Source organism: candidate division KSB1 bacterium (genome assembly GCA_034505495.1).
Lineage (GTDB): Bacteria > Zhuqueibacterota > Zhuqueibacteria > Residuimicrobiales > Krinioviventaceae > Fontimicrobium_A.
Genome location: JAPDQV010000001.1, coordinates 210,393 through 232,720, shown reverse-complemented (window position 1 = coordinate 232,720; position 22,328 = coordinate 210,393). Strand labels below are relative to the sequence as shown.

Sequence of the window (22,328 nt, the reverse complement as noted above, 5' to 3'; positions counted from 1 at the left end):
CTTTTTTATTATCACCGCAGATTTTCCAAAGCTTCCCCTTCCGAACGGGCAATAATCACTGCACCGCAGCTGTCCCCTAAGACATTGATTGTCGTTCGAAACATATCGAGCAGACGATCCACGGCAAGAACCAAACCGACCCCCTCCAAAGGCAGCCCGACCGCCTGAAGGATAATCGACATCATCACCAAACCGGCCATTGGAATGCCGGCAGATCCGACGGCAGCTAAAAGTGCGGTCAAAACCACTATGGCCTCCTGCAGCCAAGTCAACGGAATCCCGTAGACCTGCGCAATAAAGAGCACGGCAACGCATTCATACAGCGCCGTTCCGTTCATGTTGATCGTGGCACCGATCGGCAGCACGAACGAGGCGATTTTGCGCGAAACGCGGCTTTTGTTGATGGTGCAGTCGAGGTTTAGGGGCAGGGCGGCCATGGAAGAACTCGTGGAAAACGCGGTCAGCAATGCCGGCGCCACCGCCGCATAGTGTTTCCAAGGCCGAATGCGGGCGAAAATAACGAGCAGAAGCGGCAGAGTGATCAAACCGTGAAAAAAGAGGCCTACAAGCACGGTGAGAAAATAAAGACCCAATGATTTAAAGACGGCCAGCCCGGTCAGGGCAGTAATTTTGGCAGTGATCGCAGCAACGCCGATCGGGGCCAGGCGGATCACGGCGCCGACGATCTTCATCATCACCCGATAGCCCGCTTCAACAAGGGTCGCAATCGCCGATTTATAAGGTTCATCCAAATTGAGCATGACGACACCGGCAAAAATGCAAAAGGTAATGACAGGCAGCACTTGGCCTGACGCCAAGGATTGAAAAATGTTCTCGGGAATTAGCTGGTACAACAGATCGATCAGTCTGCGGTCTGCCGTCTGCACCGCACTCGCTGCCTGCTGCAGGCCGGTCAATGAAGCACCGACTCCCGGTTTGAACAGCTTGACCAACAGTTGGCCGGTCAGAATGGCCAACAGAGTCGTGCCGACAAAGTATCCCAACGTCTTGGTTCCCAACCGCACGATGCCGGCGGAAGAGCCGACGGCCGAGACGCCGGAGAGAATCGACGTGACGATGAGCGGCATGACCGTCATGCGCAGCAGGCGCAGGAATATTTCTGCAACCGGCTCTGCAACCGGCAGCAGAACGGCACCGGCCGTTTTACCGGCGGCGGCGCCGATCAGCAAACCGATGAGGATCCAGACCGTAAAGTGAATTCTTGGTTTTTTCATCTCCGTTGAACCGATTTGATCGGAAAACAAGAATCGAATTACTGAACAAAAACGTATATGCCGACGGCCGAATCTGATGATCAAATCCGGCGTTGGGTTCGAAAAAGCGAGTTTGCGGACTTTAACGCGAGCTGCCGTACCTACCGGCTGTTTTCCTCCCACAGGCGAATCAGCTCAATGATCACCTGCACCGCCTTGTTCATGTCCTGAACGGAAATGAACTCGCTGCGGGAATGAAAGTTATGGCCGCCGGCAAACAGGTTGGGAGTAGGCAAGCCCATGTAACAGAGGCGGGCTCCATCGGTGCCGCCGCGGATGGCGTGTCGGACAGGAGTCAATCCGGCTCTGCGCACCGCTTCCAAAGCGTATTCGACCACGTATGGAGTTTCGTCCAGCTTGTATTTCATGTTGCGGTAGGACTCGACAACCTGCCATTCGTGGGCGGCGCCGGAATAATCCCTCAAAACACTTTCCACTATTTCTTTTAAAAATCCTTCTTTTTCATGAAGCCCCTCTTCGGTAAAGTCGCGAATGAGGAATTTGACCGTCGTTTGTTCCTCATTGCCGGAGATGGAGTGCGGGTGAATGTACCCTTCTCTTTTTTCGGTGGTTTCCGGTGAGAGAGTATGTTTGGGCAGCCGGTCGACGATCTGCGCCGCGATTTTGATCGAATTGACCATTTTATTTTTCGCATAACCCGGGTGCACGTTGACGCCTTTAAGAGTCAGGATAACCGAATCCGCGCAAAAGGTTTCGTCCTCCACTTCGCCCGCCGTTTCGCCGTCTATCGTATAGGCGGCGACAGCGCCGAAGGCCTTGACGTCGAAATGATCGACGCCGCGGCCGATCTCTTCATCCGGTGTAAAAGCGACCTTGATCGGCCCGTGCTTGATTTCAGGATGTGCGATCAAATAGGCAAGAGCCTCCATGATCTCGGCAATGCCTGCTTTGTCGTCGGCACCCAGAAGGGTTGTCCCGTCGGAGGTGATAATGTCGTGCCCGATCATGGTACTCAGAATGGGGTTTTCAGACTCGCGCAGAACGACTCCCGAGTCACCGAGCACAATATCGCCGCCTTGATAGTTGCGGTGTACAATCGGGCGCACATTCTTGCCGGAGACGTCGGGCGAAGTATCCATATGAGCAATCAGGCCGACGGCCGGAACCTTTTTACTGGTGTTGGCCGGAAGCTCGGCGATAACGTAAAAGTAGGGATCGATCGTCACATTGTCGAGTCCGAGAGCCTTCAACTCTTCGGCCAGAAAACGGGCAAATTCTTTCTGTCCCTCCGTGCTTGGAAACGTCGTAGAGTTGGGGTTGGATTGAGTGTCAAAGCGGACATAGCGCAGAAATCTCTCCGCACAAGAGTCCCCAAACTGTTGCATAAAACCTCCCAATCTTGGCATTTGCAATTTATTGTCAATGGCCGAGATCTGCTTGCATCGGCTAAAAAGATGCACTATATTTTCTCAGCAAAGGAAATTTATGGATTTCTATTATAGAAAAAAGTTGTTTTTTTGGGCGCTCGCCCTGATGACAATAGGGGTGTTTTGCGGAAACGAGGCGTCAAAGCGGTCGTCGATCGATCGACGACCGAACGGCGGCATTCTACGGCTTACTTTGAACGAAAAGCAGATGCATGACGTGTTCTTTGAAGCGCAATTTACGCCGCGCGGCGAGCTCTTCGCATTGGACAATCTTCAGCTCTACAATTTTCATCCGGGTTCGAGCAAATATCCGCGACTATTGATCTCAGTCGATTACGCAGAGAGCTCCCTTTTTAAATGGCAAGGCCTAACTTTTTCTTTGAACAGCCCCGCATTCACTCCATCGTCCGGCAGCCGCACTTATATTTTTCAGGGCGAATTGATTATTGCCAAAGCCGACGAAAAGAAGGTAGAGGGATCATTTTCCGGCCAATTGATCCACCCGACAAACGGCAGAACTTTTTCGATATATGGAGAGTTTATAGCTCCGGTAAGGTTGAATATTTAAAAAAAGAGGTGAAAACCGTCATCCAAAAAAGCTGTTGACTTTTAGAGCAAAAAATACTAAGTTTTTAAAAAATAAATCTAATCAATAAAAATAACGTGTAGACGGAGGAAACGACAAATGGTAAAGATGTTCTTGGACGGCGGTGCTTTCATGTGGCCGATTCTGTTTCTGCTTATTATTGGTCTGATGATTTCGATCGAGCGTTTCATTACGTTGTTCCGCGCTTCGATTAACACCAAGAAATTCATCACTCAGGTAAAGCAGGCTCTGACCGAAGGCGGCGTAGATAAAGCCATTGAAGTCTGCGCCAATACCCGCGGCCCCATTGCTTCGATTTTTCATGCCGGTCTGCTTCGCTCGAATGAGGGAATTGAGAATGTCGAAAAAGCCATTGCCAACGCCGGAACCATCGAGATGGCCTTTCTGGAGCGCGGACTGATTTGGCTGGCCACCGTGATTGCTCTCGCTCCGATGCTCGGCTTTACCGGAACGGTTCAAGGTATGATCAACGCTTTCGACGCCATTAAAGCGGCGAACGATATCTCTCCGGCCATCGTCGCGGGCGGTATTTCCATCGCTCTGTTGACCACCCTGTTCGGCCTGGTTGTCGCCATGATCATTCAGTTTTTCCACAATCTGTTCGTCGCTAAAATCGACAGCATGATCATTGAAATGGAAGAAAGCTCGAATGAACTGATCGACGCTTTGGTTGAATTCAAGCGCAAATAACCCTTTTCGGCGCGGAGAACCGTCATGCTTGTAAACAAAAGAAAAAAACGAAAGGCTGAAATCCCGACCGCCTCGCAGGCGGATTTGGCCTTTTTGCTCTTGATCTTTTTCCTGGTCACCACCAATATTGATACCGACAAAGGTATTCAAATGGTTCTGCCTGAAAAAGGTCAGGAGACCAAGGTGCATAAGCAGAACATCGCCAACATCCTCATCAACGCCAACGGCCAGGTCATGATGGATGAGCAGCCGATCGAGGTCAAGCTGATTGCTGAAAAAGCGCGGCAAATGATTCGAGATAACGAGAACATTATTTTTTCGGTTAAAACCGTACGCGATACGCGTTATGATGTTTATATCGACGTTCTCGATCAATTGAAAATGGCCAATGCCAAGCGTATTTCCATTGCCGAACCTGAACAATAAAAAGCTCTATCATTTCATATCGAAGAAGAGAATGAGGAGTAATAAACCTTGAAGAGATTCCAGAAAAAAGTCAAAGTCGGCACAGAAATACCGCAGGCGTCTTTGCCCGACATTATCTTTATGCTTTTGATGTTTTTCATGGTTTCGACCACATTCAAGCAGTCCCAAGGATTAAAACTCGTCCTGCCGGATGCAAAAAAGATCGAAAAATTAAAAGCAGTGCGCGACGTCGCCACCATTTGGGTCGACCGCACCGGCAGAATCTCCATCGATGATCGGCTTGTCGAGGTAAAAGCAATTCGCAATATTATCTATAATAAAGCGATTGATCCTCTTCATCCCATGAAGTTGGTGGCGTTGCGGGTTGATAAAGACTGCAAAATGGGAATTGTGTCGGATATTCATGAAGAGCTCAGAGCCGTCGGCGGAGCCGCCTTGCAGGTAAACTATTCGACACGAACCGCAACTGATTGATTTGAGGAGGTTTTGATCATGTTAATCCGCAAGAATCCCGAGGCTAATCTCAAACTCAAATACGTCAAGTACAATGAGATCGGCCTGGTTATCGCTCTTGCGTTTCTCATCACGATTTTTCAAGCCTCCAAGCGGACCGAAAAAAAAGTCGTTGAGCAAGGTAGAGTCGATTTAAAAATCCAGGTCGAAGAAATTCCGCAGACGGAACAGGAAAAGCGGCCGCCCGCCCCGTCTCGCCCGACGATTCCGGTCGAAAGCGAAGATGAGGACGTGCCTGAAGACGCCACGATCGAATACACCGAGATCAATCTGGACGAGCTGCCGCCGCCTCCTCCGCCTCCGGAACAAGACGCAGGGGAAACACCGATTTTCGTTGCTTACGATGAACCGCCCGAACCGATCGGCGGATTTGCCGCCATCCAGGCCAATCTGGTCTATCCGGAAATCGCCCGCAAAGCCGGTGTGGAAGGGCGAGTTTACATCAACGTGTTGATCGATGAAAAAGGCAACGTCATCGACACCAAAGTTCTGAAATCGCTGGGCAACAACGGATGCGACGAGGCTGCCATTGCCGCCATCAAGTCCGTTAAATGGAAACCCGCCAAACAGCGCGACAAACCTGTAAAAGTTTGGGTCGGCATTCCGGTTGTCTTTAAGCTCAAATAACTCTTATGTCCCTTGAAAAAAACAAGGCGGTGCAGGTGTCGGCACCGCCTTTTTCTTTTCAGTCTGTTCGGCTGTTCGCGGCAATTTGTATGGCTGCTTTTCTTTGCTGTTTCAATCCTTTTGCGCCGCGCCTCGAAAAAAGTTCTCCGCAGGCTTTGTTTCTAACCGAGCAAAAAAGCCCGGAAGAGGTGCTGCAAAATTTTGTTTACGCCTATACCTTCAAAGATTCGCTCGTCTATGCCGATTTGCTGGACAGTTCTTTTGTCTTTGTCTATTTCGACCCTTCGCTCGGCGGATCCGGTCGATTTGTCTCCTGGGGAAGAGATGTCGATCTAAAAACCACAGGTCAACTGTTCCGCAATACGGAAACCATTACTTTGACATGGAATTCCACCATCTATCAGGATACCCTATATGTCGGCAGCCAAATGGTCGGCATCGAGCTGTCCAAGACCCTGCAGCTGTATTTGTCAGGCAGCTTTGGCGACTATACATTCAGCGGCAGTGCCGTTTTTAATTTTAAAAAATGCTCCGACAATAAATGGCGCATCACCCGCTGGAAGGATGAATCCAGCATGTAGGAATCCTTTTTCTTCATTTTTTATCGAATAACGAGCAGATTAATTTTTCGGAGGATTCCGCATGATTCGAGTCATATTATTTCTTTTCGTTTTGTCTTCAGCTTTGTTTTCGCAATTCTTTTCTCCCGGTGACATTGTGTCCGTCAGCGCCGTCGCCGACCATGACCGCCTTACTCCAGGCGCATCCATTCGCGGCGCAGTGGTTCTTACAATTTCTCCCGGTCTGCATATCAACTCTCATCAGCCGACCGAAGCCTTTTATATTCCGACGCAGATCAAGTTGGATCCCCATCCCAATCTTCTCTTCGGTTCGCCCCAATATCCTAAACCTTTGCTGAAGAAATTTTCGTTTTCGCCGAATCGATTATCCGTCTTTGAGGGGCTTACTGTTATCATTTTTGAAATTAAAGCCGCACCCGATCTTAAAGCGGATTCGGTCGCGATCACCGGAACGGTCTCTTACCAGGGCTGCAACGATTCTATGTGTTTTCCGCCGGAAGAAAAACGGTTCATTCTAAAGCTGCCGGTCGGCCGAGTCGGCGAACAGGCTGCAGCGATCAATGCGGATCTGTTCTCTTCATTTCCCCCTGCAATCGATCTGACGGCTGAAGAACAATCTGCGCTCGATTTTGTGGAAAGAGGCTTTTTTGCCGCTTTGGTCGCCTTTTTTCTCATCGGTTTGGCGCTCAACCTGACGCCGTGTGTCTATCCCGTCATCCCGCTGACCGTCGCCTTTTTCGGCGGCCGCAATGCCTCTTCAAAAGGCAGAACTTTTCTCTCAGCGCTCTTTTATTTGCTCGGCATCGCGCTTTCCTTTTCCGCTTTGGGTCTGCTTTCCGGTCTGGCCGGAAAGCAATGGGGCTTTCTCTTTGCCAGCCCCTGGTTTGTGGTAGGCATTGCCGTAATCATCCTGTTGATGGCTGCGAGCCTCTTCGGTGCCTTTGAGATCACCGTTCCTTCCTGGCTGTTGACCCGCATCGGCAAGTCGAAAGAAGGGCAATTGGGCTCTCTGGTTATGGGTCTCACGGCCGGAGTGGTGATCGCCCCTTGTGCCGCCGGAGTGCTTGTGGGACTTGTCGGCCTGGTGGCCAAGCTCGGCTTGGTTCTCAAGGGAGCGGCCTTTTTCTTTGCCATGGGGATCGGCCTGGGGCTGCCTTACCTCTTTTTGGCCATGTTCAGCGGCTTAACATCAAAGTTGCCGCAGTCAGGGGGATGGATGCTATGGGTCAGCAAAATATTTGCCTTCCTGTTGATCGGCGTGGCCATTTATTTCCTTCTGCCGCAGCTGGAGCGGGTACCGGGAAAACAAAGCTTCCTTTTCGGTATAACCGCCTTGACGGCCGGCTTTCTGCTCGGCTTTCTTGAGCACGGATTTTACAGCAAGGGTTTTAATCGATTCCGAAAAATAGCCGGACTGCTTTTGATTGCTTACGGACTTTTTGCGGTCGACGGCGGCTTGAAGGCTCGAGAGACACGTATTAATTGGACATATTACAACGGTCAGTCAATCGAAAGCCTGCTTGCGGAGGGAAAGCCGGTGTTCATCGATTTTTACGCAGATTGGTGCGCCCCCTGTAAGCAGCTCGATCGCCGCACGTTTTCAGATCCGCAGGTTGCGGAACTCGCCGAGTCCTTTGTCATGCTCAAAGTGGACTGCACGCAGCCGAACGAGAGAGTCAAAAGTTTGATGCAGCAATTTCAGGTATCCGGCATGCCCACATTGGTCTTTTTGTCTAAAAGTGGAAAAGAGCTCATAGATCTGCGGGAAATCGGGTTCATACCGCCGGAAAAATTTATTCTCTCGATGAAAAAGGCTCTTGCAGAGGAATAAAATAAACGGCCGGTTTCCCCCCTTGTGAGTGCAATGACACACCTTACCTTTTCGAGTAAAGCCGGCAGTTAAAAATCTGCGGATTGATTCGGGATAAAGTATTGGGGAATGCCTATGGGCATTCCCTTTTTTATTTAGATTCTAAAACACGTCTAATCAGGCTTTCCGCTTCCTCGAGTATTTGTTCCAAATGCTCTTTACCTTTGAAGCTTTCGGCGTAGATTTTGTATTTGGGTTCGGTCCCCGATGGTCTGGCGGCAAACCAGCCGTTTTCGGCAACTACTTTGAGCCCTTCGATCGGCTGACGGTTCCCCGGCGCAACGGTCAGCTTGGCGATAACGGATTCGCCGGCAAGCGTTTCATCCGGCACATCATCCGCAGAGAGATGCTTCAGCCGTTCCATTTGCCTCATCTCGGCATTGACGTCTTTTCGTCGGTAAATACAAACGCCGAATTTGTTTTCCAATTCTTCATAAATCTCGGCGGGATCTCTGCCGTTTACTGCACGGATTTCCGCCGCTAAAAGGGCTAAAATAATGCCGTCCTTATCCGTACTCCAGACGCTTCCATCGAGACGCAGAAAGGAAGCGCCGGCACTTTCCTCCCCGGCAAATCCCAGCCAACCTTCATACAGGCCGGAAACGAACCATTTGAATCCCACCGGCACTTCATAGACACGGCGCCCGATCGCTTGGGCGATACGGTCGATCATGGAGCTCGAGACCAGTGTTTTCCCGATCATGAGATTGTCCGACCACTGCCCTCGATGCTGAAAGAGATACCAAACCGCGACGGAGAGGTAATGGTTGGGGTTCATCAGGCCGCCGTGAGGCGTGACAATACCGTGCCGATCAAAGTCCGGGTCGTTCCCAAAGGCGACATCATAGTTTTCCCGCAGCTTGATGAGACCGGCCATAGCATAGGGCGAGGAACAATCCATGCGGATCTTTCCGTCGTGATCGAGGTGCATAAATCGAAAAGTCGGGTCGTAATAATCGTTTAACCGATCGATCTTTAGGCTGTAAGTTTCCGCGATTCTTTCCCAGTAAGCCAACCCTGATCCGCCTAATGCATCCGCAGCGAGCGTCAGATTAGCGGATCTCAAGGCATCCATCCGAATGACTTGCGATAGCTCTTTGATATATCCGGTCATATAATCGTAACGGTGAACACAGTCGGATGCGAGGGCGCGGTTATATGGGATTCGACTGACGTTGCGCAACCCCTCGGCAATATGTTCATTTGCGCGTTTTTCGATGATTCCCGTAACCGCTTTGTCGGCAGGTCCGCCGTTTGGAGGATTATACTTTATGCCGCCGTCCTCCGGCGGATTATGCGACGGGGTGATGATCAGTCCGTCAGCAACACCGCTTTTTCGGTTGCGGTTGAAATCAAGAATCGCATGCGACACCACAGGTGTCGGTGTGAAGCTCAATTTTTCATCGACAAAAACGTCGATATTATTCGCTGCGAGCACTTCCAGGGCGGTTTTATAAGCCGCATCCGAAAGCGCATGCGTATCTTTGGCCAAAAACAAAGGGCCGTCGATGCCGGCCTGTTTACGGTAATCGCAGACTGCCTGAACGATCGCCGCCACATGCGTCTCGGTAAACGTTCGATTGAGCGAAGTACCGCGATGACCCGATGTGCCGAAATGAACCCTCTCCTTGGGATTCTGCGTATCGGGTTTTTCCAAATAATATAGGCTGATTAAATTCGGTATATCCGGCAGCAATGAATGCGGAACGTGCTTTCCGGCTAATGGATGGTGACTCATGACTGTATTCCCTTTAACTTTTTCCTTATCCCATCTCTACCAAAACAGAGTTAGTGTCCTCGAAGAGGTCCTGCGGAATTAAATTGCCATTAAGCGTTTTACCGTTCATCGTCATTTTTTTCACACCCTTTTGGACGCCGTTTGGATTCTCGACCGCAATCTCGAACCGCTTTCCGCGAAAAAGGCGGGTGACCTGAAATTTCTTCCAATACGAAGGAATACAAGGATCTATGTACAGCCCGTCGTATTCAGGTCGAATACCAAGGATATAATGCGTAATTGCATAAAAAGTCCAAGCAGCCGAGCCGCTCAGCCACGGAATCCTCGATGCGCCGTGTTTAGGGCTTTGCCTACCGTGCGTGGATTGGCAAAGCACATAAGGTTCAATCTCTCTCACTTCGGCTTTTTGGTTATAGGCGGCAGGAAGGTAGGCGCGCAAATAGCGATAAGCGCGATCGCCGTGCCCCAAAATTGCCTCGGCAATAATCGCCCATCCTTGAATATGCATAAAAATGCCGCCGTTTTCCTTCAGACCCGGATTCATGAGCTGCGCTCGGACGATGTTATAATCCGAAGAAGTATAGGGCGGATCACAAATGGCCAAGCCATAATCCGTAGCCAACCGCTCATTGACGACATTCATGATGTACTCGGCCTGCTCACCTCGCGCCGCCCCGCTGATGATCGCCCAGCTTTGCGGATTGAGATAGATCTGCCCTTCCCGATTCTCTTTGGAACCGAATTTTTGACCATCCTGGCTGTAACCGCGCAGAAACCATTCTCCGTCCCAGGCAAAAGCCTGAATTGCCTGGTCAAGCTCTTGGAGGCATCGGTTTGCCCATTCCGCCTCTTCTTGTTCTCCTAAAAGTTCAGAAGCCTCACGATAAACGACCAAGGCATGGCGCAGCTGCATGGCGACAAAGACCGACTCGCCCTTTGCTCCGAACCTCAAACAGTCGTTCCAGTCGGCCTTTAGTCCGCAGGGGAGACCATGCGCACCGCGCCGCACCCAGCTGAATTGAATGGCGCGTTTCAAATGGCCTAGAACCGTATCCTCCCCTTGATCTGCGTAGGGGAGCACACGACGATAAAATGACATATCCCCGGTTTCTTTGACATATTCGCTGACCGCATTGAACAACCAAAGGGCGTCATCGGAACGGTATTCATCTTCAGCAGGAGGTTTTTCCTTGCCAGGCGAATGGCTGAAAGGCAGGATGACCGGCATGGCGCCTCCGGTGGAGACCTGACCGGTCAGCATTAATTCCAACCGTTGCCGCGCCTCGTCGGTTATGCAGTGCATAACGCCGATCAGATCCTGTACCGTGTCGCGATAACCAAGTCCGTCGCGGTCGATGCCGCTGTAAATGAGACTTGCCGAGCGCGACCATGCATAGGTAATAAGGGCGTTATAAATTCCCCAAACGTTGATCGTACTGTTCAGTTCGGCGTCGGGTGTAACAGCAGTCAGTCCGACCAAACGTCGATGCCAATATTCTTTGACCTTTTCAAGCTCAATGTCCGCCTTTCGCAAATCGCTGAAATCCTTAACGGCCTGTTTACCTTCTTTTTCTGCTCTTCCGACACCGAAAAGCACCAGAAATGTCCGCGATTCCCCCGGCTGGAGAATAATTTCCCCTTCCAGGGCAGCACAAGGGTTATCGCCGTAACCGAGGGAATTGCTGCATTTTCCCCGTTCGACAGCGATGGGGTTGGCGTAAGTGCGGTAGTGACCCAAAAACGCCTCGCGATCAGTATCATAGCCGCTGGTCTTTAGGCCGACGAACGCCGTAAAGCTATGCCGGCCTTGATCTTTCTCCTTGAAATTATCCGGCATTTCGGGAATATGGACGTTCGTGCCGTGATCGATGATGCCGTCGATGACACGCATGACCGCCGTATATTGAACATATTGGATGTTGAGAAGATCATCAATCGCGTTCCAATTGCCGACCAGCTCGGCATATGTGAAAACGCCAAGCTTGCGCGACCGCCCGCTTTGGTTTTCCAAAGTAACTTTCCATACCTCGAATAGACGACCCAACGGCACAAAATAAGTGACCTCGGAGAGAATGCCGTCGTAACGAGATGATATAATCGTATATCCGGTACCGTGTCGACAAGTCGACCGGTACTTTTCTAAAGGCTTTCCTACCGGTTGCCAGGAGGTCGACCAAAAGTCTTTGCTGTCATAGTCGTGGATATAGATGAATCGGCCAGGCTGATCCGTGGTAATTGAATTAAAGCGGAAGCGCATAAACCGTCCCATTCCGCCCGATTTCCAAAAGCTGTAACCGCCGGCGTTGTTGGTGATGATGGCCCCATATTCGGTCGAACCCAAATAATTGCTCCACGACTTGGGAGTGTCCGGCCTGGTAATGACATATTCTTTTCGTTCATCATCAAAATAGCCGTACTGCACGTTTTCGCCCTCCTGAAACCTGTCGGTGTCAATCACTTTGCCGTCGCCCGCTGAGCTCGGCGGTAATTTGTTCCACTTTATCATCACTTAGCGGATATAAAATCATGAGAAGAAAAGAGATGATGCCCAGCGCCGCCGGGATGAGACTGAACAGCAGCCGCAGGCCTTGGACGCTCGACGCGGCTTGTTCCTGGTTAGGGGTGAATCCAACGCCTGCCATAAGCTTCAAGGCGACAAAAGCACCCAAAGCCCACCCGATTTTTTGCGACATTGTGGAAGCGGAAAAAACCAGGCCGGTTGCGCGGCGACCGCGTTTCCATTCTCCGTAATCTGCCGTATCGGCATACATTGCCCAAAGCAGAACGCTGAGAGGTCCGCCGCTCGCAGATCCGGTTATTTGCATCAAAAAGATCAATCCCAGTTTTTCAGGTTTGACGAAATAGAATCCCGCCGTGCTGAGGATGGCGATGACGAATAAAATCAAAAAAGCGCGCTTTTTCCCGACCTTTTTGGCAAACCAGCTGACGCCCAACACGCCGATAAGGCTAAAGATTTGTCCGACGGTGTTGAAAGCCGATACGATCTCTTCGAATCCGTAGGCTTTTCCGCCTAAAATCGGCAATACGATCGTCCTCTCACCCACTACATATTTAAAATAGTGCGTGGTAACGCTGCTTCGAACGGCAACGAACAAAATAAATGTCAGCGTGGTCGCCAGGAGAATAAGCCACGGCACGTTAGTAATCAACTCGTAAAGATCCTGCTTAATGGAGGATTTTTGGCTTTTCGGAGGCTGGACTCTTTCCCGCGTTCCGGCAAAGGCAATGAGGAAGAAGATAATGGCTGCGGCGCCGTAAACCATAAACGCTCTTTGCCAGCCGATTGCCTGACGGGCGGGATCGTCTCCGCCGCCGAAAGCTTTGACCATCGGCAGCAATGTTGCAGAGACGATAATTCCGGCTGAGAAGGCAAAAAGAAATTTTATGGAGGAGACGCTGGTTCGATCGACGGAATCCGGCGAAATGACGCCGAGCAGCGCAGTATAGGGGATGTTGATGGCCGTATAGAGCATCATGATGCCGTTAAAAGTCAAAAACGCATAGATGAGCTTTCCCGTATATCCGAAAGGCGGTACGGTAAAGGTCAGCACCCCCATCACGGCAAAAGGAACGCAAAGCCACAATAGATAGGGCCTGAACTTGCCCCATCGCGTATTCGTTCGATCTGCAATCATGCCCATAAAGGGATCGTTGATGCCGTCCCAAATGCGGCTGACCAAAAATAAGGTGGCTGCCGCATTGGCCGAAATGAGAAAGACATCGGTATAAAAATATGTAAAATAGAGCATAAAAGTCTGCCAATACAACACCGAGGCGAGATCACCGAAACCGTAGGCGATTTTTTCTTTCAGCGTCAACTTGCCGACAGCCGGAGCGGTCATGGTTTATATCCTCCTTAATAGAGTAATGGTCTTTCTACGGCGCCCTTTTGCGAAAAAGTAAAGAATTTTCACCTTAAATAAAAGCGACGTTTTTAAAAGCTTGAATATTTTACCGGCGCATTTTGTTTTAATGTTCGGCAATTGCGGATGTAGCTTAAGGATCTTCACAAGCTGCTGTTTTTCCTACCAGGATTCGCCAACGGCTCAGAATATTATTTTAAAGAGCAATCTCCTGCGGATCGGCAAACGGTCGATCGCGGGGTGTTTGTTTCATTGTTCTGAGAAAGGAGGCGTAAGATGTCTGGTTTTAAGCGGTTTTTCTGCTCAGGCGTCGCCTTACTGATGATGTTTATTGCTTGTTCTTCAGATAAAGAAAGTCCGGTGACGCCGACGACGCCGCCCAAGGCGCCGGAATTCACTCTCAAACAATTCGTCTTTCCCGCCAAAATGATGCAGTCTTCCGATGAAAAAGCCAAGCTGGCCCTGCAAATTGCGGCCGAAGTGACCAATTTTGAAGGCACCGGCTGCATTTTCGAGCCGCCTGCCGGAGCTACAGCGGTAAAGGAAGAAAGCGGCAATTGGGAATATGAATGGATGGATAACAATGTAAAAAACGTGCTCAAGATTACCGCAGGCGGCGGCCGGTACACATGGCAACTGCTTTTGAGCGGCAACGTTGAGGGAGTGAGCCTCGAAAATTGGCGAAAAATGGATGTCGTCCAAAGGACGGACCAAACCAACGGTCATGTCTATCTTTACAAACTTGGGACTCAACAGATAACCATCGAGTGGGTTTGGTACACTTTGGAAAACGGCGACTACAAGTTTGTCAAACAGTGGTATGAACCGCCGACGGGAAAGATCGAATTTACTTTCAAAGCGGACAAGTCGGGCCGGTTGGAGCGGTTTTCGCCCAACAGCAAGGGCAGTCTCGTCTATGATTTGAGGATTACGTGGAACTCGGAAGGCAACGGTGCCTGGTGGACATTTAACGACGGAACTCAGACCGGCTACGGCTCCTGGAACTGAGCGCGGTGCTGAGAAAACCGGCAGAGCTTTAACTGCTCTGCCGGTTTTCTTTATCATTATTTTCGAGATCGCGCATTAATTTATAGGTTATGCGATCTACCAATGCCTGCCAGCTTGCTTCAATGATGTTTTCGGAAACACCTACCGTGCCCCATATCATGTTTCCGTCTTCTGACTGAATGGTAACTCGCACTTTGGCGGCAGTGCCCTCGCGGCTGTCGAGAACGCGGACTTTATAGTCGATCAGCCTCATTTCTCTCAACGAAGGATAAAAAGGCTCCAATGCTTTACGTAACGCTTTGTCCAAGGCGTCGACCGGGCCGTGCCCTTCGGCAACGACATGCTGCATGTGTCCGTCGATGCGTATCAGTAGGATGGCCTCTGAATGGAGGTTGCCTTCTTCGTATTTGAACACCACCACCCTGGCCGATTTGAGCTCGAAAAAGTTGCGGACATTGCCCGTCGTCTTGTGGATGAGCACTTCGAACGATCCGTCTGCATCTTCGAATTGATAACCGAGATGTTCCAACTCTTTGAGCCGTTGAACAATCTCGCGTACGCCTTCTTTGTCCGAGGACAAGTCGTAGCCCAACTCCTTGGCTTTTTGCAAAATATTGCTCTGGCCCGCCTGATCGCTTACCAAGATGCGTTGATGGTTGCCGACAAGCTTTGGATCAATGTGCTCATAAGTCCTGCGGTTCCTTTGCAAAGCGCTGACATGGATCCCGCCCTTGTGAGCAAAAGCGCTGTTGCCGACGTAAGGAGACTCTTCCCGATGCGGAAGATTTGACATCTCACTCACATAGCGGGACAAAGTCGTGAGCTCCGACAGCTTGACACGGGGTTTTAATTCTACTCCGTCCAGTTTTAACGCCACTCCCGGAATGATGGAGCAGAGGTTGGCATTGCCGCACCGCTCTCCGTATCCGTTTATAGTGCCTTGAACGTGGAGAACACCCCGCTTGACCGCCGCCAGGCTGTTGGCGACTGCGCAGTCGGAGTCGTTATGGGCGTGAATACCGAAGGGCGTGCCGGGAAAAGCCTTTAAAGTCTGTTCGAGAATTTCGACGAGCCGGTCGGTAATCATGCCGCCGTTGGTGTCGCACAAGACCAGACAATCGGCTCCTCCCCGCAGAGCCGCCTCGAGGGTTTTAAGAGCGTACTCGGGGTTGGCCGAAAATCCGTCGAAATAGTGTTCGGCGTCGTAAATGACCTCTTTTCCCTTGTCCTTCAAAAAGGCCACCGACTCGTAAATCAGCTCGAGATTGGTTTCCAGAGTCGTCCGCAATCCGTCGATAACATGCAGATCCCAGCTTTTGCCGAAAATAGTGACAACTGGAGTTTCGGCTTGAACGAGCAGTTGCAGGTTTTCATCCTTGTCCACACTCGATTGCACGCGCCGAGTACTACCGAAAGCGGCAATTTTGGCATTGTGCCATTCGATGGTACGGGCGCGTTGGAAAAATTCGATGTCCTTGGGATTGGAACCCGGCCACCCCCCCTCAATGTAATCGACACCAAACTCGTCCAGCCGTTTCGCAATCTGCACTTTGTCGGAGACTGAATACGAGACTCCTTCATGCTGATTGCCGTCCCGCAGCGTCGTATCGTAAATGATCAAAGTTGCCGCCATATTCCTCTCCTTACCCTTTTGCCGCGTACTCCACTTCGCGGACGATGAAATCTCCCATTTCCGTCGTCGTTAGAACAGCTTCGCTTGGTCGGGCGATGTCGGCGGTTCTTGCCCCTTTGAGCAGGGCATTGCCGATTGCCGTTTCGATCCACTCGCCTTCTTTTTTTCTGCCCAAAGAGTGAATGAGCATCATGGCGACTGAAGCAATGGTAGCAATCGGATTCGCTTTGTTTTGCCCGGCGATGTCCGGCGCCGAGCCGTGCACCGGTTCATACATTCCCGGGCCGTCGCCAAGACTTGCGGAAGGCAGCATGCCGAGAGATCCGGTAATCATGGCCGCCTCGTCGCTTAAAATATCGCCGAACAGATTGCCGGTGACGATCACATCAAACTGGCGCGGATTGCGGATCAGCTGCATGGCCGCATTGTCGACATACATGTGAGTGAGAGTGATTTCCGGATACTCCGCGGCAACCTCGATGACGATGCGCCGCCAAAATTGCGAGACTTCGAGCACGTTGGCCTTGTCGACGGAGCATACTTGGCGCCGACGGTTTTTTGCCGCCTCAAACGCAACGCGCGCGATCCGCTCGACCTCTTTGCGGGTATAGATCATTGTATTGAAGCCGCGGTCCTGCTCCAAGCCGCGCGGCTCCCCGAAATAGACTCCGCCGGTCAGCTCACGTACGATCAGCAGATCGACATCTTGAACCACCTCTTCTTTCAATGTAGAAGATGCCGCGAGGGCGGGGTAGATTTTGGCGGGTCGAAGATTGGCATAAAGTCCTAAACCGGCGCGCAAGCCGAGCAGCCCTTTCTCGGGGCGCATGTGGGAAGGAAGCTGATCGTATTGGGGTGCACCGATGGCGCCGAGCAGAACAGCATCGCTTGCGCGGCAGGCGGCCAAGGTCTCCTCAGGTAGCGGCGTGCCGTATTTGTCGATCGCCGCACCGCCCACATCGCGATAGTCGAGCTCCACCTTGAAACCGGCCAATTCGGCTACAGTTCTGAGCACCTTTACAGCCTCGGCCACTACTTCCGGACCGATCCCGTCACCCGGAAGTACCGTAATTCGATAATTGCTCTTTTGCATGAGTGCTTTTTACCCTTTGCTTTTCGATTCGGATGCGCTGTAGAGCTTGTTATGCGCATGGATGTAGGCACGGATGCCCGCCTCGATGACGTCCGTGCCGGTACCGCGACCGACGAATTTGCGGCCGTTTTCGGTGATGGTGACGTGAACTTCACCCATGGCATTTCTGCCGCCGGTAAGCGCCTGCAGCGAAAACTCGAGCAGCTTGACCGGTCGCCCAATGATTTTGTCGATGGCCGCAAAGGCCGCGTCTATGGGACCGTCGCCGACGGCGGCATCCTGAACAATCTGGTCACCAATGCGCAGACCGATGGTGGCCGTCGGCACGGTATGGTTGCCGCTGAGAATATGGAAATATTCCAGCTGATAGACTTCTTCGATCGTCTGCGCCTCTTCGCTGACCAAAGCCTCGAGGTCCGCATCGAACACTTCTTTCTTCTTATCGGCAATTTCCAAGAAGCGTTTGTAGATGCGGTCGATTTTCTCCTGGCTCAGCGAATAACCCAAGTCTTCCAGCCGCTTTTTCAGACCGTGCCGGCCGGAATGGCGACCCAAAACGATTTTCGTCTCTCCCCAACCGACTTCTGCAGGATTCATGATTTCGTATGTTGCCGCATCTTTGATCATGGCATCCTGATGAATGCCTGATTCGTGCGCAAAAGCATTGGCGCCGACAACCGCCTTGTTGGGTTGCACAGGAATGCCGGTAAGATTACTGACCAGCCTGCTGGTTTTGACGATCTCTTCGTAACGAATACCCGTCGTCTTTTGATAAAAATCGTAGCGGGTCTTTAGCGCCATCACCACCTCTTCCAACGAAGCGTTTCCGGCACGCTCGCCGATGCCGTTGATGGTGACTTCGACCTGCTGCGCGCCGTTGCGCACTGCCGCTAACGTATTTGCCGTCGCCAACCCCAAATCGTTGTGGCAATGAACACTCAGGACCGCCTTGTGGATGTTCGGCACGTTTTGAAAGATCTCGCGAATCAGCTGTCCAAACTCATCGGGGTTGCTGTAACCGACGGTATCCGGAATGTTGATGGTCGTAGCACCGGCGTCGATGGCCGCTTGGATGATGCGAAATAGAAAGGGCTTTCCGGTTCGCGAAGAATCCTCCGGCGAAAACTCGATGTCGGAAAAGTACTTTTTAGCCCGCGTTATTCCCTGAATGGCCATTTCCAAAACTTCTTCCTCGCTCTTGCGGAATTTTTTATCGAGGTGTATTTTGGACGTGGCGATAAAGGTATGGATGCGGGGTTTGGCCGCTTTTTCGAGGGCGGCGGCCGCCTTATCGATGTCCAAGTCGACACAGCGCGCCAAGCCGCAGATAACCGGCTCCCGAACTTGTTCGGCAATCACCTTTACGGCTTCAAACTGGGCATCCGAAGAAACAGGAAAGCCCGCTTCGATGACGTCGACGTTCAGCTTGGCCAACTGATGGGCGATTGCCAGCTTTTGTTCCACGCTCAAAGCCGCACCCGGACACTGCTCTCCGTCGCGCAGCGTCGTGTCAAATACAATAATGCGTTGGTCGCTCATAACGACACCTTTATTTTTTGAGCCAGCTCATCATTTTGCGAAGTTCCGCGCCCACTTTTTCGATCGGATCTTCCTTCAAAAGCTGACGATAGCGGTTGAACTTGGGTCCGTTGGCGCGATTTTCCAAAATCCATTCCGTGGCAAACGTTCCGTCTTGAATGTCCTGTAAAAGCTTTTTCATTGCTTTTTTGCTCTCTTCACCGATGACCATCGGGCCTTTGACCAGACCGCCGTATTCGGCCGTGTCGCTGACCGAGTAGTACATCCAGCCGAGGCCGCCTTCGTAGATCAAATCGACGATGAGCTTGACCTCGTGCAGGCATTCAAAGTAGGCCATTTCGGGCTGATAACCGGCATCGACCAAAGTCTTGAATCCGGCGCGAATGAGTTCCGTTAATCCGCCGCACAACACCGCCTGCTCGCCGAAAAGGTCGGTCTCGGTCTCTTCCTTGAAGGTGGTTTCGATAACGCCTGCGCGCGTGCCGCCGATACCTTTGGCATAAGCCAGCGACAACTCTTTGGCCTTGCCGGTTGCATTTTGGTAAACTGCAATCAGACAAGGAACGCCGTTGCCGGCTTCGTACTGCCGACGCACCAGATGCCCCGGTCCCTTTGGTGCAATCATAATGACGTCGATGGTCGGCGGCGGCACGATTTGATTGTAGTGAATGTTAAAGCCGTGCGCAAATGCCAGAGCCTTTCCCGGAGTCAGATGCGGCAGCAGATCGTTTTGATACACCATCGGCTGAATCTGATCAGGCACCAGCATCATGATAACATCGGCGCTCTTGGCCGCTTCGCTGTTCAATTTGACAATCAGTCCGGCATCCTCGGCTTTTTTACGGTCGGGATTTCCTTCATTCAAACCCACCACAACGTTGACGCCGCTGTCCTTTAAATTGAGAGCGTGTGCATGCCCCTGGCTACCGTAACCGATGATCGCAACCGTCTTTCCTTTCAGCAGACCCAAGTCTGCGTCCTGATCATAGTAAAGCTTCATGGTAAAAATCTCCTCAAGTTTGTGATGTCCAGTGCTACAGCTTATTAACCAATCTTTTTGGATTCCCGCAACATGGCAATGGGCCCGGTTCGGGCCGCTTCTTTGATTCCAAACGGCCGCATGGTTTCTAAAAATGCTTCCACTTTGGCCTCGGAGCCGACCATTTCCATGGTCATGCTTTTCGGGCTGATGTCAACCACCTTGGCGCCAAAGATTTCATTGATCTGCTGAACCTCTCCGCGCTTATTTGGAGGACAGTTGACGCGCACAAGAGCGAGTTCTCGTTCGACATAATAGTTTTTCGTCACGTCGACGACGCGAATGACGTCGATCAGTTTATTGAGCTGCTTGTTGACCTGTTCGATGATTGCGTCGTCGCCGCGCACAACCAGTGTCATGCGCGAAATCTCTTTTGACTCCGTGTCCGCCACGGAAAGGCTTTCAATATTGAATCCGCGGGCGCTGAACAGTCCGGCGATTCGTGCCAGTACGCCGGCATTGTTCTCCACTTCGACGTTGATAATGTGTCGCATTAGGCCATCCCTCTGATCATTTCGTTAAGCGGCGCCCCTGCCGGCACCATTGGATAGACGTTTTCCTCTTTATCGATCTTGAATTCGACAAACACTGGGCCCGGCGTACTGAAGGCTTTTTCCAAAGTCGGCCGGACGTCTTCCGGCTTTTCGGCGTAAAATCCATGCGCGCTGTAAGCCTCGGCCAACTTGACGAAATCGGGCACATAAAAGTCGGGGCAGGGGGCGTTTTCCGAGCCGGAGCAGACCTTGGGGCAAAATTTGCTCTTGCGCAGACAAGTATTGGAAAAGCGCCGGTTGTAAAACATTCCCTGCCACTGCCGGACCATGCCGAGCGATTGATTGTTGAATATGATCACTTTGACGGGAATATTGTAGAGAACGGCAGTAGCCAGCTCCTGAATGTTCATCTGAATGCTGCCGTCTCCTGCCATGTCGATAACCAGCTTGTCCGGCCGTGCAATCTGAGCTCCGATCGCCGCCGGGAAACCGTAACCCATGGTTCCTAATCCTCCGGAACTGAGAAAAGTCCTCGGCTCGACGAAATCATAGAACTGCGCGGTCCACATCTGATGCTGCCCTACCTCGGTGGCAATGATTGCTTCGTGTTTGACCATATCGGCAACGGTCTGCACCACCATTTGCGGCTGAATTTTCCCGTTTTCGCGGTAATAAAGCGGGTAATTCTTTTTCCACTCCTTGATCTGTTCCATCCATTCTCGATGCTTCTTGGGTTCGACGATTCGTAAAAGTTCAGACAGCACCGCCTTTACGTCGCCGACCACGGGCAGCTTGACCTGCACGTTCTTTCGAATGGTCGTCGGATCTATATCAATGTGAACGATTTCCGCTTTGGGCGCAAATTTTTCCACTTTGCCCGTCACGCGGTCATCGAATCGTGCGCCGACGGCAATCAACAGATCACACTCCTGCACCGCATAATTCGCATAGACGGTGCCGTGCATGCCGAGCATCTTGAGCGATCGCTCGTCGGTTTCGGGAAAAACGCCGAGCCCCATCAACGTCGTGGTGACCGGAATATCACACTTTTCGGCCAGTTCACGAATTTCTTCGGCAGCTCCGCTGCTGACGGCTCCGCCGCCCACGTAAAGCACCGGCCGAGATGCCTTTTTGATCTCTTCAGCCACTTTTTTGATCTGCTGCGGATGACCTTGTACCGTCGGCTTGTAACTGCGAATTTCGATGCTTTCAGGATAAGGGACGGTGGTTCGCGCCTGCTGGACGTTTTTCGGCACATCGACCAGGACCGGGCCGGGGCGGCCGCTGGTGGCTATGTAAAACGCCGCTTTAAGAATTCGCGGCAGTTCATCAACCGACTGGACAAGGAAATTATGTTTGGTTATCGACCGGGTTATGCCGACAATATCGGCCTCCTGAAAGGCGTCGTTACCGATCAAGTGAGTCGGCACTTGGCCGGTGATGGCGACAACAGGGATCGAATCCATATAGGCGGTAGCCAGGCCGGTAACGATATTGGTGGCGCCGGGGCCGGATGTCGTGATGACCACTCCAGGTTTACCGGAAGCCCGCGCATAACCGTCGGCAGCATGGCAGGCGGCCTGCTCATGCCGCGTCAGGAAAAAGGGCACGTCCGCCGAATAGAGCTTGTCGAAAACGTCGATAATTGATCCCCCAGGATAGCCGAAAACAGCACCGACCTTTTCCTGCTGGAGAGCGTGAATGATCATCTCTGCGCCGGTCATTGCGTTCTTCATAGAACTCCCTTTAATGAGTATAAACCAAAGACCGCCTGTATTACACTCTTGCCTAATGGTGCGAGAGGATTGCCGAAAAGATTTTAAAAGGGGACTGTGTGAGTTGGGCTTGCCTCTTGCACCACGCGTTGTTTAGCGGAGCAAGAGGGTAATAATGACGAGGCCTAATAGGAGTAAATGGACATCGA

At 51.5% G+C, this 22,328-nt stretch carries 19 protein-coding genes; 8 read left to right on the top strand and 11 right to left on the bottom strand.

Annotated features, from left to right (window positions below; genetic code table 11):
- Positions 1-11 precede the first annotated feature (11 nt).
- Positions 12-1,235 carry a dicarboxylate/amino acid:cation symporter gene (locus ONB24_00940; protein MDZ7314666.1) on the bottom strand — a complete coding sequence of 408 codons (1,224 nt, stop codon included), beginning with the start codon at positions 1,233-1,235 and terminating at the stop codon, positions 12-14.
- A gap of 140 nt (positions 1,236-1,375) precedes the next feature.
- The gene (gene pepT / locus ONB24_00935; GenBank protein ID MDZ7314665.1) at positions 1,376-2,620 is read right to left on the bottom strand and encodes a peptidase T; all 1,245 of its coding nucleotides are present in this window, start codon (positions 2,618-2,620) and stop codon (positions 1,376-1,378) included.
- Positions 2,621-2,720: 100 nt separating this feature from the next.
- On the opposite strand from pepT, the gene ONB24_00930 reads away from it, so the two are divergent.
- The 7 genes from ONB24_00930 to ONB24_00900 all read left to right on the top strand — a co-directional run bounded on the left by ONB24_00930 (position 2,721) and on the right by ONB24_00900 (position 7,937).
- Positions 2,721-3,230 carry a hypothetical protein gene (locus tag ONB24_00930; protein MDZ7314664.1) on the top strand — a complete coding sequence of 170 codons (510 nt, stop codon included), beginning with the start codon at positions 2,721-2,723 and terminating at the stop codon, positions 3,228-3,230.
- 117 nt (positions 3,231-3,347) lie between these two features.
- Positions 3,348-3,959: a MotA/TolQ/ExbB proton channel family protein gene (locus tag ONB24_00925; GenBank protein ID MDZ7314663.1), complete on the top strand. Its 612-nt coding sequence runs from the start codon at positions 3,348-3,350 to the stop codon at positions 3,957-3,959.
- Positions 3,960-3,983: 24 nt separating this feature from the next.
- Positions 3,984-4,385: a biopolymer transporter ExbD gene (locus tag ONB24_00920; protein ID MDZ7314662.1), complete on the top strand. Its 402-nt coding sequence runs from the start codon at positions 3,984-3,986 to the stop codon at positions 4,383-4,385.
- Positions 4,386-4,433: 48 nt separating this feature from the next.
- A complete protein-coding gene (locus ONB24_00915; protein ID MDZ7314661.1) occupies positions 4,434-4,859 on the top strand; it encodes a biopolymer transporter ExbD in 426 nt (141 codons plus the stop codon).
- Between the two features lie 18 nt (positions 4,860-4,877).
- Complete coding sequence (locus ONB24_00910; GenBank protein MDZ7314660.1) at positions 4,878-5,525, top strand: TonB family protein; 648 nt, start codon at positions 4,878-4,880, stop codon at positions 5,523-5,525.
- An 89-nt stretch (positions 5,526-5,614) separates the two neighbouring features.
- Entirely contained in the window at positions 5,615-6,106 is a 492-nt protein-coding gene (locus tag ONB24_00905; protein ID MDZ7314659.1) for a hypothetical protein, read from the top strand.
- Positions 6,107-6,167: 61 nt separating this feature from the next.
- Positions 6,168-7,937, top strand: a complete 1,770-nt coding sequence (locus tag ONB24_00900) for a thioredoxin family protein (protein MDZ7314658.1) — start codon at positions 6,168-6,170, stop codon at positions 7,935-7,937.
- Between the two features lie 130 nt (positions 7,938-8,067).
- On the opposite strand, the gene pgm is transcribed toward ONB24_00900, so the two are convergent.
- From pgm to ONB24_00885, 3 genes are read right to left on the bottom strand one after another with little or no spacing between them, the layout of a single operon-like run.
- Entirely contained in the window at positions 8,068-9,714 is a 1,647-nt protein-coding gene (pgm, locus tag ONB24_00895; protein ID MDZ7314657.1) for a phosphoglucomutase (alpha-D-glucose-1,6-bisphosphate-dependent), read from the bottom strand.
- Positions 9,715-9,739: 25 nt separating this feature from the next.
- The gene (locus ONB24_00890; protein ID MDZ7314656.1) at positions 9,740-12,136 is read right to left on the bottom strand and encodes a N,N'-diacetylchitobiose phosphorylase; all 2,397 of its coding nucleotides are present in this window, start codon (positions 12,134-12,136) and stop codon (positions 9,740-9,742) included.
- 28 nt (positions 12,137-12,164) lie between these two features.
- On the bottom strand, positions 12,165-13,577 hold the full coding sequence (locus tag ONB24_00885; protein MDZ7314655.1) for an MFS transporter: 1,413 nt from the start codon (positions 13,575-13,577) through the stop codon (positions 12,165-12,167).
- Positions 13,578-13,874: 297 nt separating this feature from the next.
- Between ONB24_00885 and ONB24_00880 the strand changes: the two genes are divergently transcribed.
- Positions 13,875-14,606 carry a hypothetical protein gene (locus tag ONB24_00880; GenBank protein ID MDZ7314654.1) on the top strand — a complete coding sequence of 244 codons (732 nt, stop codon included), beginning with the start codon at positions 13,875-13,877 and terminating at the stop codon, positions 14,604-14,606.
- Between the two features lie 28 nt (positions 14,607-14,634).
- On the opposite strand, the gene cimA is transcribed toward ONB24_00880, so the two are convergent.
- From cimA to ilvB, 6 genes are read right to left on the bottom strand one after another with little or no spacing between them, the layout of a single operon-like run.
- Positions 14,635-16,239 (bottom strand): citramalate synthase, encoded by a 1,605-nt coding sequence (gene cimA, locus ONB24_00875; GenBank protein MDZ7314653.1) that lies wholly within the window; start codon positions 16,237-16,239, stop codon positions 14,635-14,637.
- Positions 16,240-16,249: 10 nt separating this feature from the next.
- A complete protein-coding gene (gene leuB, locus ONB24_00870) occupies positions 16,250-17,332 on the bottom strand; it encodes a 3-isopropylmalate dehydrogenase (GenBank protein ID MDZ7314652.1) in 1,083 nt (360 codons plus the stop codon).
- Between the two features lie 9 nt (positions 17,333-17,341).
- On the bottom strand, positions 17,342-18,871 hold the full coding sequence (locus ONB24_00865) for a 2-isopropylmalate synthase (protein ID MDZ7314651.1): 1,530 nt from the start codon (positions 18,869-18,871) through the stop codon (positions 17,342-17,344).
- A 10-nt stretch (positions 18,872-18,881) separates the two neighbouring features.
- Positions 18,882-19,871, bottom strand: coding sequence for a ketol-acid reductoisomerase (gene ilvC, locus ONB24_00860; protein ID MDZ7314650.1), 990 nt, complete (start codon positions 19,869-19,871; stop codon positions 18,882-18,884).
- Between the two features lie 44 nt (positions 19,872-19,915).
- Positions 19,916-20,404, bottom strand: coding sequence for an acetolactate synthase small subunit (gene ilvN / locus ONB24_00855; GenBank protein ID MDZ7314649.1), 489 nt, complete (start codon positions 20,402-20,404; stop codon positions 19,916-19,918).
- Complete coding sequence (gene ilvB / locus ONB24_00850; protein MDZ7314648.1) at positions 20,404-22,140, bottom strand: biosynthetic-type acetolactate synthase large subunit; 1,737 nt, start codon at positions 22,138-22,140, stop codon at positions 20,404-20,406. The genes ilvN and ilvB overlap by 1 nt, the downstream gene beginning before the upstream one ends.
- Between the last annotated feature and the right edge of the window lie 188 nt (positions 22,141-22,328).

Coding starts and splice junctions, on each gene's coding strand:
- ONB24_00920 (MDZ7314662.1), top strand. CDS start 3,984: ATGCTTGTAAACAAAAGAAAAAAACGAAAGGCTGAAATCCCGACCGCC.
- ilvC (MDZ7314650.1), bottom strand. CDS start 19,871: ATGAAGCTTTACTATGATCAGGACGCAGACTTGGGTCTGCTGAAAGGA.
- ilvN (MDZ7314649.1), bottom strand. CDS start 20,404: ATGCGACACATTATCAACGTCGAAGTGGAGAACAATGCCGGCGTACTG.
- ONB24_00910 (MDZ7314660.1), top strand. CDS start 4,878: ATGTTAATCCGCAAGAATCCCGAGGCTAATCTCAAACTCAAATACGTC.
- ONB24_00865 (MDZ7314651.1), bottom strand. CDS start 18,871: ATGAGCGACCAACGCATTATTGTATTTGACACGACGCTGCGCGACGGA.
- ONB24_00925 (MDZ7314663.1), top strand. CDS start 3,348: ATGGTAAAGATGTTCTTGGACGGCGGTGCTTTCATGTGGCCGATTCTG.
- pgm (MDZ7314657.1), bottom strand. CDS start 9,714: ATGAGTCACCATCCATTAGCCGGAAAGCACGTTCCGCATTCATTGCTG.
- cimA (MDZ7314653.1), bottom strand. CDS start 16,239: ATGGCGGCAACTTTGATCATTTACGATACGACGCTGCGGGACGGCAAT.
- ilvB (MDZ7314648.1), bottom strand. CDS start 22,140: ATGAAGAACGCAATGACCGGCGCAGAGATGATCATTCACGCTCTCCAG.
- ONB24_00905 (MDZ7314659.1), top strand. CDS start 5,615: ATGGCTGCTTTTCTTTGCTGTTTCAATCCTTTTGCGCCGCGCCTCGAA.
- ONB24_00885 (MDZ7314655.1), bottom strand. CDS start 13,577: ATGACCGCTCCGGCTGTCGGCAAGTTGACGCTGAAAGAAAAAATCGCC.
- ONB24_00930 (MDZ7314664.1), top strand. CDS start 2,721: ATGGATTTCTATTATAGAAAAAAGTTGTTTTTTTGGGCGCTCGCCCTG.
- ONB24_00940 (MDZ7314666.1), bottom strand. CDS start 1,235: ATGAAAAAACCAAGAATTCACTTTACGGTCTGGATCCTCATCGGTTTG.
- leuB (MDZ7314652.1), bottom strand. CDS start 17,332: ATGCAAAAGAGCAATTATCGAATTACGGTACTTCCGGGTGACGGGATC.
- pepT (MDZ7314665.1), bottom strand. CDS start 2,620: ATGCAACAGTTTGGGGACTCTTGTGCGGAGAGATTTCTGCGCTATGTC.
- ONB24_00900 (MDZ7314658.1), top strand. CDS start 6,168: ATGATTCGAGTCATATTATTTCTTTTCGTTTTGTCTTCAGCTTTGTTT.
- ONB24_00880 (MDZ7314654.1), top strand. CDS start 13,875: ATGTCTGGTTTTAAGCGGTTTTTCTGCTCAGGCGTCGCCTTACTGATG.